Source organism: Albibacterium sp. (assembly GCF_035514885.1).
GTDB lineage: Bacteria > Bacteroidota > Bacteroidia > Sphingobacteriales > Sphingobacteriaceae > Albibacterium.
Genome location: NZ_DATJCH010000021.1, coordinates 71,361 through 88,883, shown reverse-complemented (window position 1 = coordinate 88,883; position 17,523 = coordinate 71,361). Strand labels below are relative to the sequence as shown.

General features: G+C 40.0%; 19 protein-coding genes. 17 read left to right on the top strand and 2 right to left on the bottom strand.

What is annotated here, in order from left to right; all coding sequences use genetic code 11:
• Window positions 1-37 precede the first annotated feature (37 nt).
• Both VL047_RS10075 and VL047_RS10070 read right to left on the bottom strand, forming a co-directional pair.
• Window positions 38-3,022 (bottom strand): Eco57I restriction-modification methylase domain-containing protein, encoded by a 2,985-nt coding sequence (locus VL047_RS10075; protein ID WP_325360199.1) that lies wholly within the window; start codon window positions 3,020-3,022, stop codon window positions 38-40.
• Window positions 3,019-3,345, bottom strand: coding sequence for a helix-turn-helix transcriptional regulator (locus tag VL047_RS10070; protein WP_325360197.1), 327 nt, complete (start codon window positions 3,343-3,345; stop codon window positions 3,019-3,021). The genes VL047_RS10075 and VL047_RS10070 overlap by 4 nt, the downstream gene beginning before the upstream one ends.
• A 210-nt stretch (window positions 3,346-3,555) precedes the next feature.
• Here VL047_RS10070 and VL047_RS10065 point away from each other — a divergent pair, with 210 nt between their 5' ends.
• The 17 genes from VL047_RS10065 (at window position 3,556) to VL047_RS09985 (ending at window position 17,509) form a co-directional block, all read left to right on the top strand.
• A complete protein-coding gene (locus VL047_RS10065; protein WP_002979435.1) occupies window positions 3,556-3,861 on the top strand; it encodes a DUF4134 domain-containing protein in 306 nt (101 codons plus the stop codon).
• An 11-nt stretch (window positions 3,862-3,872) separates the two neighbouring features.
• Window positions 3,873-4,202: a DUF4133 domain-containing protein gene (locus tag VL047_RS10060; protein WP_325360195.1), complete on the top strand. Its 330-nt coding sequence runs from the start codon at window positions 3,873-3,875 to the stop codon at window positions 4,200-4,202.
• A complete protein-coding gene (locus tag VL047_RS10055) occupies window positions 4,199-6,703 on the top strand; it encodes a TraG family conjugative transposon ATPase (protein WP_325360193.1) in 2,505 nt (834 codons plus the stop codon). Before VL047_RS10060 ends, VL047_RS10055 begins: the two co-directional genes overlap by 4 nt.
• Before the next feature lie 27 nt (window positions 6,704-6,730).
• A complete protein-coding gene (locus VL047_RS10050) occupies window positions 6,731-7,363 on the top strand; it encodes a DUF4141 domain-containing protein (protein WP_325360191.1) in 633 nt (210 codons plus the stop codon).
• 3 nt (window positions 7,364-7,366) lie between these two features.
• Window positions 7,367-8,362, top strand: coding sequence for a conjugative transposon protein TraJ (gene traJ, locus VL047_RS10045; RefSeq protein ID WP_325360189.1), 996 nt, complete (start codon window positions 7,367-7,369; stop codon window positions 8,360-8,362).
• A 19-nt stretch (window positions 8,363-8,381) separates the two neighbouring features.
• Window positions 8,382-9,005 carry a conjugative transposon protein TraK gene (gene traK / locus VL047_RS10040; protein ID WP_325360187.1) on the top strand — a complete coding sequence of 208 codons (624 nt, stop codon included), beginning with the start codon at window positions 8,382-8,384 and terminating at the stop codon, window positions 9,003-9,005.
• Between the two features lie 10 nt (window positions 9,006-9,015).
• Window positions 9,016-9,444 carry a hypothetical protein gene (locus tag VL047_RS10035; protein ID WP_325360186.1) on the top strand — a complete coding sequence of 143 codons (429 nt, stop codon included), beginning with the start codon at window positions 9,016-9,018 and terminating at the stop codon, window positions 9,442-9,444.
• A gap of 17 nt (window positions 9,445-9,461) precedes the next feature.
• The gene (locus tag VL047_RS10030; RefSeq protein ID WP_325360184.1) at window positions 9,462-9,746 is read left to right on the top strand and encodes a nitrogen regulatory IIA protein; all 285 of its coding nucleotides are present in this window, start codon (window positions 9,462-9,464) and stop codon (window positions 9,744-9,746) included.
• Window positions 9,733-11,076, top strand: a complete 1,344-nt coding sequence (gene traM / locus VL047_RS10025) for a conjugative transposon protein TraM (protein ID WP_325360182.1) — start codon at window positions 9,733-9,735, stop codon at window positions 11,074-11,076. Before VL047_RS10030 ends, traM begins: the two co-directional genes overlap by 14 nt.
• A gap of 24 nt (window positions 11,077-11,100) precedes the next feature.
• A complete protein-coding gene (gene traN, locus VL047_RS10020; RefSeq protein WP_325360180.1) occupies window positions 11,101-11,994 on the top strand; it encodes a conjugative transposon protein TraN in 894 nt (297 codons plus the stop codon).
• A gap of 20 nt (window positions 11,995-12,014) precedes the next feature.
• Window positions 12,015-12,575 carry a conjugal transfer protein TraO gene (locus VL047_RS10015; RefSeq protein ID WP_325360178.1) on the top strand — a complete coding sequence of 187 codons (561 nt, stop codon included), beginning with the start codon at window positions 12,015-12,017 and terminating at the stop codon, window positions 12,573-12,575.
• Window positions 12,576-12,587: 12 nt separating this feature from the next.
• Window positions 12,588-13,037, top strand: a complete 450-nt coding sequence (locus VL047_RS10010) for a DUF3872 domain-containing protein (protein WP_325360176.1) — start codon at window positions 12,588-12,590, stop codon at window positions 13,035-13,037.
• A 104-nt stretch (window positions 13,038-13,141) separates the two neighbouring features.
• A complete protein-coding gene (locus tag VL047_RS10005) occupies window positions 13,142-13,417 on the top strand; it encodes a molybdenum ABC transporter permease (protein ID WP_325360174.1) in 276 nt (91 codons plus the stop codon).
• Between the two features lie 80 nt (window positions 13,418-13,497).
• On the top strand, window positions 13,498-16,086 hold the full coding sequence (locus VL047_RS10000; RefSeq protein WP_325360173.1) for a hypothetical protein: 2,589 nt from the start codon (window positions 13,498-13,500) through the stop codon (window positions 16,084-16,086).
• Window positions 16,087-16,180: 94 nt separating this feature from the next.
• Window positions 16,181-16,495 carry a helix-turn-helix domain-containing protein gene (locus VL047_RS09995; protein WP_325360172.1) on the top strand — a complete coding sequence of 105 codons (315 nt, stop codon included), beginning with the start codon at window positions 16,181-16,183 and terminating at the stop codon, window positions 16,493-16,495.
• A gap of 49 nt (window positions 16,496-16,544) precedes the next feature.
• On the top strand, window positions 16,545-16,844 hold the full coding sequence (locus VL047_RS09990) for a helix-turn-helix domain-containing protein (protein WP_325360170.1): 300 nt from the start codon (window positions 16,545-16,547) through the stop codon (window positions 16,842-16,844).
• 272 nt (window positions 16,845-17,116) lie between these two features.
• Window positions 17,117-17,509 carry a DNA-binding response regulator gene (locus VL047_RS09985; protein WP_299568085.1) on the top strand — a complete coding sequence of 131 codons (393 nt, stop codon included), beginning with the start codon at window positions 17,117-17,119 and terminating at the stop codon, window positions 17,507-17,509.
• Window positions 17,510-17,523 lie beyond the last annotated feature (14 nt).

Genomic DNA, 17,523 nt, shown 5'->3' with positions numbered 1-17,523 from the left:
ATAAAAACCACCTCTTAATTTTTCGGCTGTTGCGTTCTCAATTAGTTTCATACAAATCTTTGATTAAAGGGATTAATAAATCGTCATCGCCTAAATCGTATAATTTGGCTAACAGCTTTTCTAAATTTGCTTTTTCTCTTGCAAATTGTCCTTGTAATGGTGTCAAGGTTCTTTTATTCCCTATGTTAAGGTCTATTTGGTCTTGTATGCGGATAAGTTCTTTTTGTGCTTCAACGATTTTGTCGTGTAATACTTTTTCTTTTGCATTTGCAAAATCAATGGTACGAATTGGCAAATTATTGAGGACTTTTGTGCCTCTTGCAAAATAACTTCCTCTAAATATTTCGCCTGTTAAGATGACAAACCATTCAACATATTTTGAGTTGAGAATTGCCTGAATGTAATAAGTTGAATAATCGAATTTATCAGGCATTGTGATAGCACAATAACCTGCTGTTCCACCCGATGTAAAAAGCGTTCCATAATTATCAATTGCATATTTGTCGCCACTCGACAAAACACCAAGTATTATCTTTTCTTTTTTATCCGAAATGCTTAGTCCTTGTTGTCTTCCGAAGCGGTGCCATTCGTTTGCTGTTGCAGGTTCTGGTTTAATATCTCTTTTTGGATTGTTCAGAATTGCTTTGTGTATATGCAAATAGTCAAAAGCAAACGGATATTTCTTTTGAATATCAGTGAGTGGAATTACATCAATACCTCTTTTCGTGTTTTGGTAAGGATAAATAACTCTCGCATTTGGCTTGAAAGTTCTATAAGTATTTAGGTTATCTTCTCCTGACGATGTTTGAAAATAAGGCTTTGTAATTGCCTTTTCAATTTTGTAATCAACGCCCTTTTTGGAAAAATAATAATGCTTCGCATCTTCTTTCGTTGGAAGGAAGATGTAAATATCATTAGCACTTGTTTGAATGCCATTAAAAATGTTTTCACTGCCGACTAAATCAATTAGCGTAGAACTTTGAGCAACGATTTTGTTGTATGCATTGGTCAATTCAGGTGGAACTAATACCCAAACTTCATTATTTAAATCTTCCGTTTTCTTAGAAGCATATTTTACTGCTTCGGGTTCGCGAACTTTCCAACTTTTTAAACTTTTCACTTCTGCATATTGAAAAGTTTTTTGCGGTGTTTTGTTTAAAACGAGCAAACAAGTATAAGTTGTTTTATCAGCAAAAACCTGATTTGCACCAAATGAAACGATGGATTGTAAATAGCCGTTGTTAGTAAGCTCTTCTCTTAATTTTTTTCCTGAACCAACTTTTGTAAACTTACTTGGGACGATGTATCCTAAAATTCCATCAACATTGAGCAAGTTAATACCTTGTTCAAGAAACAAAAAGTATTTGTCAAACTGCTTGTAAGCAGAAGTGTAGTTTGTTTTATAAAGTGGTAATTCAAGTGGTGTAATATTCTTCATATCTTCCGACTTCATATAAGGCGGATTACCGACAATTACATCAAAACGTAGTTTTGAGAAATCAAACGGATTGATAATTGTTTGATTTTCCTTGTCAACTTGTGTTGGATTTAGTAAGCTGTTGCCAAAGAAAATATTATTGGATAAATCAGGTAAAACGGGTTTACTTGTTTCGGTTGAAGATGTATTCTCATCTTCCAATAATTTGAGTAATAAACCAAATTTGGTTGCTTCTACCGCATTATAATCTTTATCAACTCCGTAAATGCAATTCAATAGAAGTTCCCTTTTTATTTTGAAGGGGAGCTTGTAAGTGTTAATATTGGTTTGTATCAGTTTTGTTTTGTCTGCTTTTAGGTAGTAGTCAATTAAAATGTCATTCAACAACTGAAAAAGTTCCAATAAAAATGCACCTGAGCCACAAGCTATGTCTGCAAATTTCAGTTTTAGAATTTCTTTGTCGGTCTTGTCATTACATTTGGGTAGAACTGTATTTCGCAGAATATCGTTAATGATAAAGGTTGGCGTAGTTACGATATCTCTATCTACATTTTCAGGCTTCTTTACCAATTCAACTATACCGTTTTGTACAGTCAGTTTTTCGGATAAGAAAATTTCATAAATGCTACCCAAAATGTCAGATGAAAACACGCTGAAAGAGTAAGGACTTTCGGGATAATAGAGTTGTTTTATTATTGTCCAAAATGCCGAACTGATATTTTCCACAATTTTATCTTTCAGCAATTGGTCAAATAACCCTGAATTATAGCGTTTATCAGCTTGTTCAAATTTTTTAGTGAGTGCCTTGAAATCACTTGCGTTTGCAAACTTTAGAAGTGTTTGGTAGTCTTCTAAATTTCTGTCCTCGCAAACACGCAAAAACAAAATTCTGTTCAAATAGCTTTGAACAATATCGTTTAAGTCTTGCTCTTTTATTTTTGGGTCGTGTTTGTAAATCTCACTCCCTAACAATTTTCTCCACTCGTTGAATTGGTGTAGAAAAAGTGTATCAATCGAATATTGATTTAATTTGTTCTCAATACTTTGCCATTCGGTATCAAATGCACCTGAATAAACAGCATCCTTACCCAATAGCTTTTTGATTTCATCAAACTTATTTTCAAATTCGGTGTAATGATATTTCTTGATTAACGCCTTATTGTAATTATCAGCTTCATCTACTTTTACCGAGGTGTCATAAATAATTAAGTATTCAAAATTTGAAAGAACCGAAATTTTCAATTTAGCGGTAAAACCGTATCGTCTTACTTGTTTTGCCGTTTCGTTGTTTGCCTCAATTGCTACACAAGGTTTTTTGGCTTCCAAAAAGAATTTTCTTTCTGAAAACAAACGAAATGAGTAGTCTGGCTTTTTTGAATGTTCAGAAGCATTTGCTTTCAATGCCTCTTCCAATATTACTTCTCTTTCGTTGGTCGTTTTTCCTGCGTTGTTTTTTATGTCCCAACCCAACAATTCAAAAAATGGGTCTAAAAAATCACTGCGAAGCAGTGTTTCATTATACTTGTTAGTTAAATAATATTTTCTGTCAGCAGAATATTTTTCTATGAGTTGCTTTATTGTCATTTCTTCTTATTCTGTTTTATATATTTTGCTCTTTCCTCTGCCACTTTCAGTGCTTTCATACCTAAATCTTCATCTTGAATTTCATATAGAATTTTGTCGCTTAGGAATGAAACCATAAGTTCATCTGCGTTACAGTGATATATTTCAGCCAGCTTCAGTATTATCTCTTTTGTTATTTTTCGTTCCCCACGTTCCATTTTACTTAAAATAGCAACATCAATATCCAGTAAGGCTGCAACTTTCCGCAGAGGTAGTTCCCTTTCTTCTCGGATGTGTCTTAATTTTTCTCCTATTGTTTCTGTTGACATAACTTCCGTTGACATAATGTGTCAAATTTATGCAAATATTTCATAGTAATCCAAATTGCGGAAAAAGTTTTTTACGAATAATTCAAATTAAACCTACAAAGCCACTCACAGCCAAACACTTCCCTTGACTGCCACTTTCTTATAACGCCTCTTTTTCCACAAGACATTTGTCCCGAAAGCTCGCAAGGTGCGGGATAAACAGTAACAAATTAATGTGTTTCAATTATGGAAAAACAGAGAAAAAAAGTTTTGCTGGCAGCCGTGGCAATGCTGTCAGGAATTGGTGCGTTCGCACAGGGAAACGGCTCGGCAGGTATCAACGAGGCTACCCAAATGGTAACAAGTTATTTCGACCCCGCAACGCAATTAATCTACGCCATCGGTGCTGTCGTCGGGTTAATCGGGGGCGTTAAGGTGTATAACAAGTTCAGTTCGGGCGACCCCGACACGAGCAAGACTGCGGCAAGCTGGTTTGGTGCGTGTATCTTCTTAATTGTTGCGGCTACCATCCTGCGCTCATTCTTCCTTTAATCCTTTGCCTTATGAATTACAATATCAATAAAGGCATCGGAAGAACGGTGGAATTTAAAGGGTTGAAAGCACAATACCTGTTCATTTTCGCAGGCGGACTACTCGGTACGCTTATCCTCGTGATGATAATGTATATGGCTGGCGTAAACTCTTACGTCTGCCTGTTCCTGGGCGCAGGCGGGGCTTCGCTCATTGTGTGGCAGACCTTTTCACTCAACAGGAAGTACGGCGAACACGGGCTGATGAAAATTGCAGCCAATAAACGGCATCCCCGCTACATCATCTGCCGCAAGCCTATACACCGCTATCTGAAATTCACTACTAAACAGAATGCCGTATGAGAAATGTATCTAAAACAACAACGCTGGAAAACAAATTTCCTTTGTTGGCAGTAGAAAACAATTGCATCCTTTCCAAAGATGCAGATATTACCGCCTGTTTTGAAGTGCGTTTGCCGGAACTGTTTACGGTAGCTTCTGCGGAATATGAAGCTATACATTCCGCTTGGCACAAAGCTATCAAGACTTTGCCGGATTTTACGGTAATCCACAAACAGGATTGGTACATCAAAGAAAGTTATGCTCCTGATTTGGCAAAAGAAGACCAGAGCTTTTTGGCGAAATCGTACCAACGCCATTTTAATGAGCGACCGTTCCTGAACCATTATTGTTACCTGTTCCTGACCAAAACAACTAAGGAAAGAATGCGAATGCAAAGCAACTTCAGTTCGCTTTGCAAAGGTACGTTGATACCAAAGGAAATCAGGAACAAGGAAACGATACACCGCTTTATGGAAGCGGTGGCACAGTTTGAGCGTATCGTGAACGATAGCGGATTTGTAAGCCTGCAACGTTTGACCGAAGACGACATCATCGGAACGGAAGAAAGGCAGGGATTACTGGAACAATACCTTACACTTTCGAGGGAAGCAGGAACACCGATGCAGGATATCGCACTCAGAACAGAAGAAGTCCGTGTCGGGAACAAAAGGTTGAGCCTGCACACCTTGTCCGATACGGACGATTTGCCCGGAACGGTATCGGCTGATACCCGTTTTGAAAAGCTGTCCACCGACCGGAGCGACTGCCGTTTGTCGTTCGCTGCTCCTGTGGGCTTACTCCTTAGCTGTAACCATATCTACAACCAATATTTGTTTTGGGATAACAGCGAAGACAACCTGCAAAAGTTTGAAAAGTCCGCAAGGAATATGCACTCGCTGGCAAGGTATAGCAGGGTTAACCAAATCAACAAAGAGTGGATAGAAAAGTACCTGAACGAAGCCCACAGCTTCGGGCTGTCTTCTATCCGTGCGCACTTCAACATTATGGCGTGGTCGGAAGACCCTGCCGAACTGAAACAGTTAAAGAATGATTGCGGTAGTGCATTGGCACTGATGGAATGTAAGCCTCGGCACAACACAACGGACGTAGCAACATTGTACTGGGCAGGAATGCCGGGCAATGCGGGCGACTTTCCCAGTGAAGAAAGTTTTTACACTTTTATCGAGCCTGCGTTATGCTTCTTCACGGAAGAAACCAACTACCACAATTCGCCCTCGCCGTTCGGTATCAAGATGGCTGACAGGCTTACAGGAAAACCTATCCATTTGGATATTTCCGACCTGCCTATGAAGCGTGGTATCATCACGAACCGGAACAAGTTTATACTTGGTCCGTCGGGTTCGGGTAAGTCGTTCTTCACAAACCATATGGTACGGCAGTATTACGAACAGGGCGCACACGTATTGTTGGTAGATACAGGTAACTCTTATCAGGGCTTATGCGAACTCATCAAAGGAAAGACCAAAGGCGAAGACGGTGTTTACTTCACTTATACCGAAGACAATCCGATTGCCTTTAACCCTTTCTATACCGATGATGGCGTGTTCGACATTGAGAAGCGGGAAAGTATCAAGACTTTGATACTGACCTTATGGAAACGTGATGATGAGCCGCCAACCCGTTCGGAAGAAGTTGCCCTTTCCAATGCGGTAAGCGGGTATATCGAACGTATCAAAACGGAAGATGTGTATCCCTCATTCAACGGTTTCTATGAGTATGTAAAAGGCGACTACCGCAAGGTACTGGAAGAAAAGCAGGTCAGGGAAAAGGACTTTGATATTGCCAATTTCCTGAACGTACTCGAACCCTATTACAAGGGTGGCGAATATGATTACCTGCTAAACTCCAACAAGCAGTTAGATCTGCTTTCCAAACGCTTTATCGTGTTTGAGATTGATGCGATTAAAGACCACAAAATCCTCTTTCCCATTGTGACCATCATCATTATGGAGGTGTTCATCAACAAGATGCGCCGACTGAAAGGTATTCGCAAACTTATCCTGATTGAAGAGGCTTGGAAAGCGATTGCCAAAGAGGGAATGGCGGAATACATCAAGTATTTGTTTAAGACCGTCCGCAAATTTTTCGGAGAAGCGATTGTCGTAACGCAAGAGGTCGATGATATTATCCAGTCGCCCATTGTGAAGGAAAGTATCATCAACAACTCCGACTGTAAAATCCTGCTTGACCAACGCAAGTATATGAACAAGTTTGATGATATACAGGCGATGTTGGGGCTTACTGACAAAGAGAAAGGGCAGGTACTTTCCATCAATATGAACAACGATGCAAGCCGACTTTACAAAGAGGTTTGGATTGGCTTAGGTGGTACGCACTCGGCAGTCTATGCCACCGAAGTTAGTTTGGAGGAATACCTCGCCTACACGACCGAAGAAACCGAAAAAATGGAAGTGATGCAGCTTGCTGCTGAACTGGACGGCAATGTGGAACTCGCCATTAAGCATATCGCAATGCAAAGGCGGGACAATTCAAATCAATAGTCATTAACAATTTAAAATTTCAAGACAATGAAAAAAATCTTTTTTATGGTGTGTACAGCATTAATGCTCGCCGCAACACCGTCAGCAAAAGCCCAATGGGTAGTAACAGACCCCGCAAATTTGGCTTCAGGGATTATCAACTCTGCGAATGAAATCATACAGACTTCTTCCACCGTGAGTAATGTGATAAAGAACTTCAACGAAGTGAAGAAAGTTTACGACCAGGGCAAGGAATATTATGACAAGCTGAAGGCTATCAACAACCTCGTAAAAGATGCCCGTAAGGTACAGCAAACGGTATTGTTGGTTGGCGATGTATCAGAAATGTACGTTCAGAATTTCGGCAAGATGATGAACGACCCAAATTTTACCCCACAGCAATTGGTCGCTATCGGCAACGGTTATTCGGCGCTGCTCAATGAAAGTACCGAACTGCTGAAAGAATTAAAGCAGATTGTAACCTCTACAAGCCTTTCGTTGAACGACAAAGAGCGTATGGACATTATTGACCGCGTGTACAAAGAGGTAAAGGAGTACCACAGCCTGGTGCGCTACTATACTAACAAGAACATTTCTGTAAGCTACCTGAGAGCGAAAAAGAAAAACGATGCCAAAAGAGTGCTTGACCTCTACGGAACTGCTAACCAAAAATACTGGTAAACTATGGAATGGGATAATCTTCACGAACTCCTGCGGTCGCTTTATGATGATATGATGCCGCTTGCAGGCGACATGGCTGCAGTAGCTAAAGGATTGGCGGGATTGGGAGCGTTGTTCTATGTGGCATTAAAGGTTTGGCAGGCTTTGAGCCGTGCCGAACCTATTGATGTGTTTCCTTTGCTGCGTCCGTTCGCTTTGGGGCTTTGCATAATGTTCTTTCCAACCATAGTATTGGGAACCATCAATGCAGTATTGAGCCCGGTAGTTACGGGAACCCACCAAATTCTCGAAGACCAAGTGCTTGATCTTAACCAGCTCCAACAACAGAAAGACCAATTGGAATATGAAGCAATGGTCAGAAATCCCGAAACAGCCTATATGGTGTCAGACGAAGAGTTTGATAAGAAACTGGACGAACTGGGTTGGTCACCATCAGACGTTGGCACAATGGCGGGTATGTATATGGACAGGCAGGCTTACAAGATAGAGAAAGCTATAAAGGATTGGTTTCGCAATCTACTGGAAATACTCTTTCAGGCGGCAGCATTGGTCATTGATACTATACGGACGTTTTTCCTAATAGTCCTTTCCATACTCGGACCAATAGCTTTTGCCATTTCCGTGTGGGACGGATTTCAGTCCACGCTCACGCAATGGATTACCAGGTATGTCAGTGTTTACCTGTGGCTTCCTGTTTCAGATCTGTTCAGCTCGATGCTGGCAAGAATACAATACCTCATTTTGGAAAGGGATATAGCGATGCTTGCCGACCCTACCTACATACCTGATACGAGCAATACTGTGTACATCATTTTTATGATAATCGGCATTATCGGGTATTTCACAATACCAACAGTAACAGGCTGGGTGATCCAAGCCGGAGGTGCTGGAAACTTTACCCGCAACGTAAACCAAGCTGCAATGAAAACAGGGAACATCGCCGGTGCAGGTGCAGGTTCTACAGTTGGAAACATCGGCGGTAAACTGATGAATAAATAAACAATTAATCATTCTAAAAATGGAATTTAAAACGCTAAGAAATATCGAAAACAGCTTTAGGCAGATAAGGTTATATGCCATTGTGTTTGCGGTTCTCTGCACCAGCGTGGTAGGATATGCTGTATGGCAGTCCTACCGCTTTGCAGAAGAACAACGCCAAAAAATTTATGTATTGGATAACGGCAAATCACTGATGCTTGCCTTATCGCAGGATGCGAGCATCAACCGTCCGGTTGAAGCAAGGGAACACGTCAGACGTTTTCACGAGCTTTTTTTTACGCTTGCACCTGATAAGAATGCTATCGAAAGCAATATGAACAGGGCGTTTAACCTTGCCGACAAAAGTGCTTTCGACTATTATAAAGACTTATCGGAAAAGGGCTATTACAGCCGCATCATTTCAGGGAATGTGCAGCAACGCATTGAGGTGGATAGTGTCGTGTGCAATTTCGACGCCTACCCGTATGCAGTGCGTACCTATGCCAAACAGTTCATTATCCGTTCAAGCAACGTAACCAGACGTAACCTTATTACCTCCTGCTATCTCGTCAACTCCGTTCGTTCCGACAATAATCCGCAGGGCTTCAATATCGAAAAATTTGCAGTCGTGGAAAACAAGGACATTGAAGTTATCGAACGCTAAAAACAATCTTATGGAAGCATTATCAGATTTAAACACGTTCGCAAAAATCCTTACCGACAAAGGATATAACGGGTATTTCCATACGCAGGGTGCGTATGCCGGAAAGCTGAAAGACAGTATCAGCGAATACCTCGAAAGCTGCCAAAAAGGTGCAGACAATTTACCTAAACAGGATTTATTTCTGACAGGCTACCTGCAATGGTCAGGCGATGACAAGCCCCGTGTAGAATGCAGTATGTGGGTAAAATACCTGAATGGCAAATTTTCGCTTAGCCGTATGGAAATAGCCAAGAAAGACGGCTTCGGGCAGTTGCTTAAAAAATCAGAACTGGCAAACCTGTCCGTCATATCTGCACCCAAATTAACGGAAGCGGTCGCACTGGTCAACGATGAGCCAAAGCAACAGGCGGGTAAAAGTCCTAAGCGTTTCAAGCTGTAACAACAAATAGTAAGGCTATGAAAAAGTTAAGAGCAAATATGGACAGGTACTTTGACCAGCTCGATGAACGTTGGCGGGCGTTGCCTTTGCGCAAACAGCGCCAATATACGCTGTACTTCTTTGTGGTTTACCTACTGCTCACCGTAGTGGTCATTGGCAAAGTGATGTACGATACCTCAAAGTCCGGTAACAATATGGTCATTAAACATATTGAGAACCCTGTCCTTAAAAATGGAAATCCTGCAAAGTTGCAGGACAGTGTATCAACAATTTTAAAAAATCAGATTTATGAAAGAAAATGAGAACAAAAAAACGGTTGTTAGGGTAACCGAGGGAAGCCCGAAAGACACCGCTGATGTGCTGCAAGACGGCACACAGAAAAAAGCCGACAAGCTCAAAAAGCCACTCATATTCCTTTTAATGGGTGTGGTATTTCTCGGCTGTATGTACCTGATATTTAAACCGTCCAAAGATAAAAAGACGGTCGAAAGTATTGGGCTAAACGATGCTGTACCAGAGGCTACCGGAGCAGGATTGCCTGCCAATAAAAGCAAGGCCTATGAGCAGGAAATGCTCGAACGCAAAGAGCAGGAAAAACGCAATGCACTTGTAACGCTTTCCGACTACTGGAATGCAGAAGATAAAGAAGAACCTACCGACGAGCAGTTTCCTGAAGATGAAGAAAGCAACAGCTTTGGAGGAGGTAGCAGAAATTCAGGAAGAAACGGTAATCATGGATTGAACAGCTATAGAAATATGCAAAGCACATTGGGTTCATTCTATCAGGATAATAATTCTGAAACAATGGAACTCCGCAGGCAACTGGACGAAATGAAAGAAAAGCTGGCTGAGAAAGATGTGCCACCTGTGGCCACCGTTGATGACCAACTTAAACTAATGGAGAAATCCTATGAAATGGCAGCAAAGTATCTTCCGCAAAATGCCAATACCGGAAACGCTGCTCCTACCAATATTGCAACTCCAAATGTTGCTTTGGGTGCTAACCAAAAAGAACATTTCGTATCGTTTACATCCACAAAAAAGAATATTGTAACAGCCTTGTACCGTGAACCATCGGACAGTGCTTTTGCAGCCGATTGGAGCCAAACAAAAAACCGTGGGTTTTATACCGCAGGTGCTACCGAACAGGCAATACAACTTAAAAACAGTATCAAAGCCTGTGTACACGAAGCCCAAACGGTAGTAGGCGAAACGGGGGTTCGCTTGCGACTTTTAGAGCCTGCCCAAACGCCACAACGTACCATCCCTAAAGGAACGATTATAACAGCTAATGCCAAATTTCAGAATGGCAGGGTGCAATTAAAAGTTACCTCCGTAGAACTGGAGGGCAACATCATGCCGGTAGATATTACCATTTACGATTTGGATGGGCAGCAAGGCTTGTACGTTCCATATTCGCCCGAAATGAATGCCCTTACTGAAATGGCGGGCAATATGAGCCAAACTGGTGGAACGAGCATAATGCTCACACAGAATGCCGGACAGCAGGTTGCAGCAGATCTTAGTCGTGGCGTGGTACAGGGAATTTCGGGCTACTTCGCCAAAAAGGTAAGAACCCCAAAAGTTATGCTGAAAGCAGGACATCAGGTCTTCCTTGTATCTAAACAATAATGTTGAATTCAAACAAATAAAACAATGAAAAATAATTTAAAAACCTTTTGGGCTATTGCCCTGACACTCGGCTTTGCCATACAATCTTATGCACAGAACAGCATCAGAACACCGCTTGCATTGGGCAAGATACAACCGTATAGAATGGAAGTTACCTATGATAAGACTTCACACCTGATTTTTCCGACCGCTATCCGTTACGTGGATTTAGGCAGCAAATATCTGATTGCGGGAAAAGCAGAAGATGCAGAAAACGTGTTGCGTGTAAAAGCAACGGTAAGGGATTTTGAACCAGAAACCAATTTTTCAGTCATTACGAATGACGGTCGTTTTTACAGTTTCGATGTGTATTACAGTTCCTATCCTGAGGCATTGAGTTACGACCTGCTCACAATGAAAAAAGCGGTGGATAAAGCCAACGGTAACGATGTGCTTTTTGAGGAACTGGGTAACAATTCTCCATCATTAGCAGGCTTGCTATTGGAAACCATTTACAAAAAAGACAAGCGTATTGTAAAGCATATTGGGGCTAAGAGTTTTGGCATTCAGTTTATGCTCAAAGGCATTTACATCCACAACGGCAAATACTATTTCCATACGGAATTGACAAACCGTACCACTGTGCCGTTTCAGATTGATTTTATCAATTTCAAAGTGGTGGATAAAAAGGTAGCCAAACGTACTGTTGTACAGGAAAGACCGTTAACACCGTTGCGCACTTACAAGCCATTGGACGGCATTGCCGGAAAATCGACCGAACAAAACGTGTTCCTGTTAGACCAGTTTACCATTGCCGATGACAAGGTGCTGCTGATTGAGATTTTCGAGAAGAACGGCGGCAGGCATCAAACGCTTCAGGTGGAAAATTCCGATTTAATCAAAGCCCGTTTGATTGACGATATGCACCTGAAATTTTAATAACCCTTTAAAGCAAGAATATGAAAAAGTATATCTATACTGTGATGCTTGTCCTGATAGGCATCACTGCTGCACAGGCACAACGAATGCTGCCAAAGCAGAGAGGATTGGAAATAAGTGCGGGTGTAATGTCCAATGATAAAATCGGCAACGATTACTACATCAGCGCAGCAATGACCGTAAACGGTAAAAATGGCAATTATCAGCTTTGGGCTTTGGAATATACCCACCAGTACCACGATTACAAAGACCTGCGCATCCCGCAGGAAACCTATTCCGCAGAGGGAGGTTACAGCTTCTTTTTATTGGGCGATGCCCGGAAAAATATTACGCTGAATTTCGCCTTAACGGGTGTGGTCGGTTACGAAACCATCAACCGGGGCGAAACAATGTTGTACGACGGTGCGAAGATATTGAGTGAGGATAATTTCATTTACGGCGCAGGCGGTCGCCTCACTTTTGAAACGTACCTGTCCGACCGTTTTGTACTTGTCCTGCAAGGGCGTACAAAAATGCTTTGGGGTACAGATTTACAACAGTTCCGTCCATCCGCAGGTGTGGGATTAAGGTTTAACTTTTAAAACGTAAAAACGATGATAGCAAAATTCAATAAATTCAGAACAGGGCTACTGCCACTATATGTATTCCTGACAATTCTCACAGCTTCGGTTACGTTGGTATCTTGCAGCAAAGATGATGAACTCGAAATACAGAACGATTTTCCTTTCGAGGTAAACGTGATGCCAGTTCCCAAAGACGTTGCCAACGGGCAGATAGTAGAGATACGCATAACCATACAGCGTTCAGGCAATTACAGCAATACGCAGTATTTCCTCCGTTACTATCAGTTCGACGGGCAAGGCACATTGCGGTACCACGATGAACCGCCGTACCTTCCCAATGACCTGTACCAATTACCAACGGAACAGTTTCGTCTGTACTACACTTCAACGTCTTCCGTATCACAATCATTTGATGTTTGGATTTCGGATAGCTTTGGAAATGAAAAGCAGATAAGTTTTCAATTTAATAGTAGCGACTAGAATAGTAGCAAAAAGAAGTCCTGCCACAAAAGCAGGATTTCTTTTTTGGAGTGATCGAAGCTAAATTTTTGTAAATTTATAAGATGGATTTTAAGTGATTTGTTATGGTTGCATCATTGGTTATCGGGATAATATTTTTGGTTGCTGGCTTGGGACTTCGTTATTGGATTAACCGGCGGAAGTTTTATAGGCGTAGTCCTATTGGAGCAGAGGGTTTTTCTTCTTATGAAAGTTCGGTTTTCATTAAATTAATTGAAAAGGTTGGCAAATGGATAGCTTACGCTCTGATTATATTCGGGCTGTTATCACTGTGGGTTTACTCCCGTGAGAAAAAGAAAATAAGAACAGAGCAGACAAGCCCGACAACAAATCATAACTAAACATATCATTTAACTATTTTTGCAGGATAATAAATGTGTTAGCTGCAAATATAACAACCTAAACTAAATACTATCAATCAATGTCTATATATCAGGATATTTTAAATTGGTCCCAAGGCAGACCAGCATTTGTTCAAGATGCTTTACGAAGACTTGTCGTATCAACAACACTTACACAAAACGACATTGACGAACTTTTTCAATTGGTAAAAAAAGAATGTGGTGACAATACAATTACTATAAACCCTATTCCGCTTAATAATACACATATACCAACAGTAACTGCGATAAGTGGAATTTATCCCAAATTAATCAGCTTAAACAATCCTGTTAATATTTGTGCCTTACACAATCAAGGAGGGTTACAATTTTCCAATACAGGTTTGACAATAGTTTATGGTGGAAATGGTTCGGGGAAATCAAGCTACTCACGTATTTTGAGAAAACTTTGCTGGAGCAGAAATCCAAGTGTTACACTAAAAAAGAATGTTTTTAATCCATCTTCTAATCAGCAACAAGTTGATTTTGTTGTAGAAGACAATGGTTCAAACGTTAGCTTTTCTTGGACAGAAAATAGTTTGAACAATCCTATTCTTAATTCAATTTTTGTTTTTGATAACGACTGCGGAGATATTTACATCAACCATGAAAATCCCACAGAATATAAACCTGTGGGAATTGATGTTTTAGAAAAATTGGTTTCGACTTTCGGAAGTATTTCACAAGCCTTTAGTTTATCTGTTGCTTCTTACAACACACAAAAACCAGAGTTGCCACAAAATTTACTTCAAACCTCTACATCACAATGGTATGGAACAATAGAAAATCTACAACGAACTAACGTTGATTCACACATCCAATTTAGCCAAACAAACATCAATAGAAAGCAAGAGCTTACAATCTTAACTACAGCGCAAAATCCTCAACAAAATATTACAAACTTAACTAATCAGCGAACACGAATTAACGGCTACATACGACAATTTTCACAAATTGAAACATTATTCAACGAACAAAACTTAAACGAACTAAGAACCAATAGAAACACTTTTGAAAGAGTAAATCAGGCATATCAAATTGCGACGATGCAACTACAAAACGTTAACACGTTGGAAGGATTTGGCACAAATCCTTGGCGAACTTTGTGGGAATCCGCAAGAAATTACGCACATAGTTCAAATCTTTCAGACGGTCAAAATTTCCCGTCCTTAGCTTCATTAGAAAAATGCGTGTTATGCCAGCAAGAACTTGACGAAACAGCACAACAAAGATTGACAACTTTTAATCAATTTGTATTAAATGACGTTTCTACACAGCTAAATTCAATTAACTCAACAATTCAGGGAAAACGAAACTTATACAATTCATTGGTCATTCCCTCAATTGAAAACCTTGCCGAGTTAGAACCGTTAATACCAAATTTTAGAGATAGTTATAACCAGTTTGTTAATTCAGTCGCCACATTCAGAAATTCAATCATTACATTTTTGCAAAATGGTGGCGAACTAAACATAAGTTTACAAACTCTGACACAAAGTATAACAAGCATAATTCCAGTAATTGATGCCGAGATTGCGCAGAACAATCAACTTCTACAAAATAGAAACACCTTAGTTTCTGAACTTAATGAACTAACTGCAAAAGAATTTTTATTTAATAACAAAACGGCAATTCTTCAATACTTTGACGAACATAAATACAAATCTTGGATAAACACTTGTCAAGCACAACTCGCTACCAATGGTATTTCACGCAAAATTGGGGAACTAATGGAAAACCAAGCCGTAAGTTTACAACATCAAGAGTTTGTTTCTCATCTCAATTTTTTCAATCATGATTTAGCAAGTAAAGTTTTGATTTCAAGAACGAGAACAAGTCAAGGGAATACATATCAAAGATGTGGCTTGAACGGAATTAATGATTCAATCAATTCAATTTTAAGTGAGGGCGAACAGAAAATTATTGCCCTATCAAATTTTTTAGCTGAATGTACGATTGACAATCGTTTAAATACAATAATATTTGATGACCCTGTTACGTCCTTGGATATGGATTACAGGGATAAAATTTCGGATAAAATTGTTCAACTATCACAAAACCGACAGATAGTTGTATTTACTCACGACCTATCATTCTTACGTTTGCTTATAGACACACATAAAGCAATAACATCAACGGACTGCACGGTCATAGGAATTGACAAATACAATGGAATAAGTGGTATAGTTACAGACGAGATTCCATATTTAGCTAAAAATGTGCAAGAAAGAGTTGATTCCATCAGAAGAATACTAACAGAACACGATGCTCTCGCATTAACTGACGCACACGGACGAGAAACTAAACTTGATTCTGCAAGAAAACGATTTAGAATGTTGTTAGAGCGTTCTGTTGAAGAAGTTTTATCAAACAAAACTTACGAACGGTTTTCCAAAAACATTCATCTAAAAAAAGGTAATTTATCAAGTTATATTGTTACAGAGCAAATAGACGTTGATTTTCTCTTAAACCTATTCGGAAAGTATTCCGTAACAGAACACGATGGCGGGACTTCAACAATTCCATTATTACCAAATAAACCAGAAATTGACCAGGATATTACAGACTATTCTAATTGGAAGAATGGCTTTAAAACTAAACTACGAGCATTCCAGTCAACATACAATTAATATTTCCAAATAGTAGTAAAAAAACGGATAACTCTCTAAAAGGTTATCCGTTTTTGTTTCGGGGTAAACTGCCAAATACTGCCTTTCAATGCCAATGGGTGCAACCTTTCCCAATCCTGAAAAAAGCTTTTTTAAATTCGACTTTCACAGAAAAATAATGCAAACAATGGAAGTAATAGCAATACAAAAGTCCATACTGGAGGGAATGAAAAATGAGTTGAAAGCATTTTTGGAACTGACTGAAGATGCTGCGCAAAAATACACGCCAATTTTCGCAGAAGAGCAATGGCTTGATAACCAGGAAGTGTGCCTGATGATGAACATTACCAAGCGGACTTTACAGACGTACAAGGACAAAGGGCTATTGCCTTATTCCAGATTGAACCGTAAGAACTACTATAAACGCTAGGATGTACAGGCTTTGCTCGAAGCCGGACAGCCGTACAATACTGCCGAAAATGGATTTATTCACGAATGACAATGAGGAAATAATCTCACACAGAGAAATGATTACGCAGCTACGTAACCGTATTGAAAGCATACTGAAAAATTACCGCCCTGTAATGAACGGGGAAATATACCTTTCAGGCGAAGATGTGTGCAAGCTGCTTCACATCAGCAAGCGGACTTTGCAGCAATATCGTGATGACCAAATACTCCCATACATCAAGATAGGCGGCAAAATCATTTTTAAGCAAACCGACCTTTTACGGATACTTGAACAAAACTATGTCTGCAATGGACAAAAGAACAAGTAATGGATTTCAAGCAATCATATTTCTATATCGAAACGAGTTTAGTATCTTTGCTATGTAAAATATAGAAATACTTAAAGTGTTTTTGCTTTAAGTCCCACATTGAAAACTGGTAATTTTTAGACAACGGGACGATAAGGAAGAACGCTCATGCCATAGGCGTGGGCGCTCGCTTATTCGTTGTCGGGTATACCAGTACCTCAATGTGCGGTAAGTGTAGTTGCCTGCGCTTTCTTTTTGTGCAGGAACTTCATCTAACTCAAAAAGGTAACGATATGAAAACTGGTACTGTACAAGAAACAATCTCCCTGTCTTTTATCAATGACAAAAGCCCAATTACCGATAGTATCTGCAACGACCTTGCTGCATCAGGAATGGAAGTCCTGTGCCGGGCAGAAAGCATTGAAAATGGGTTATCGCAGTTATCTTCATTGAACAAAATCCCCAAAGTCTGTATTGTTGACTTGGATTTTTACGATCAAAATGTGCTTAAACAGCTTCAAGAATTAAGGATAAAATATCCTGCAATCAAACTGGTTGCCCATAGTGATATCGATGATGAGAAAGTTGGGAAATCCCTTTTAGAGATTGGGTTTTCAAGTTATATGCTACTTGGTAGCGATGTTGATGATTTTAAAAGAGCCATTGACAAGACTGACAATGGCTAATTTTCAATTTATTG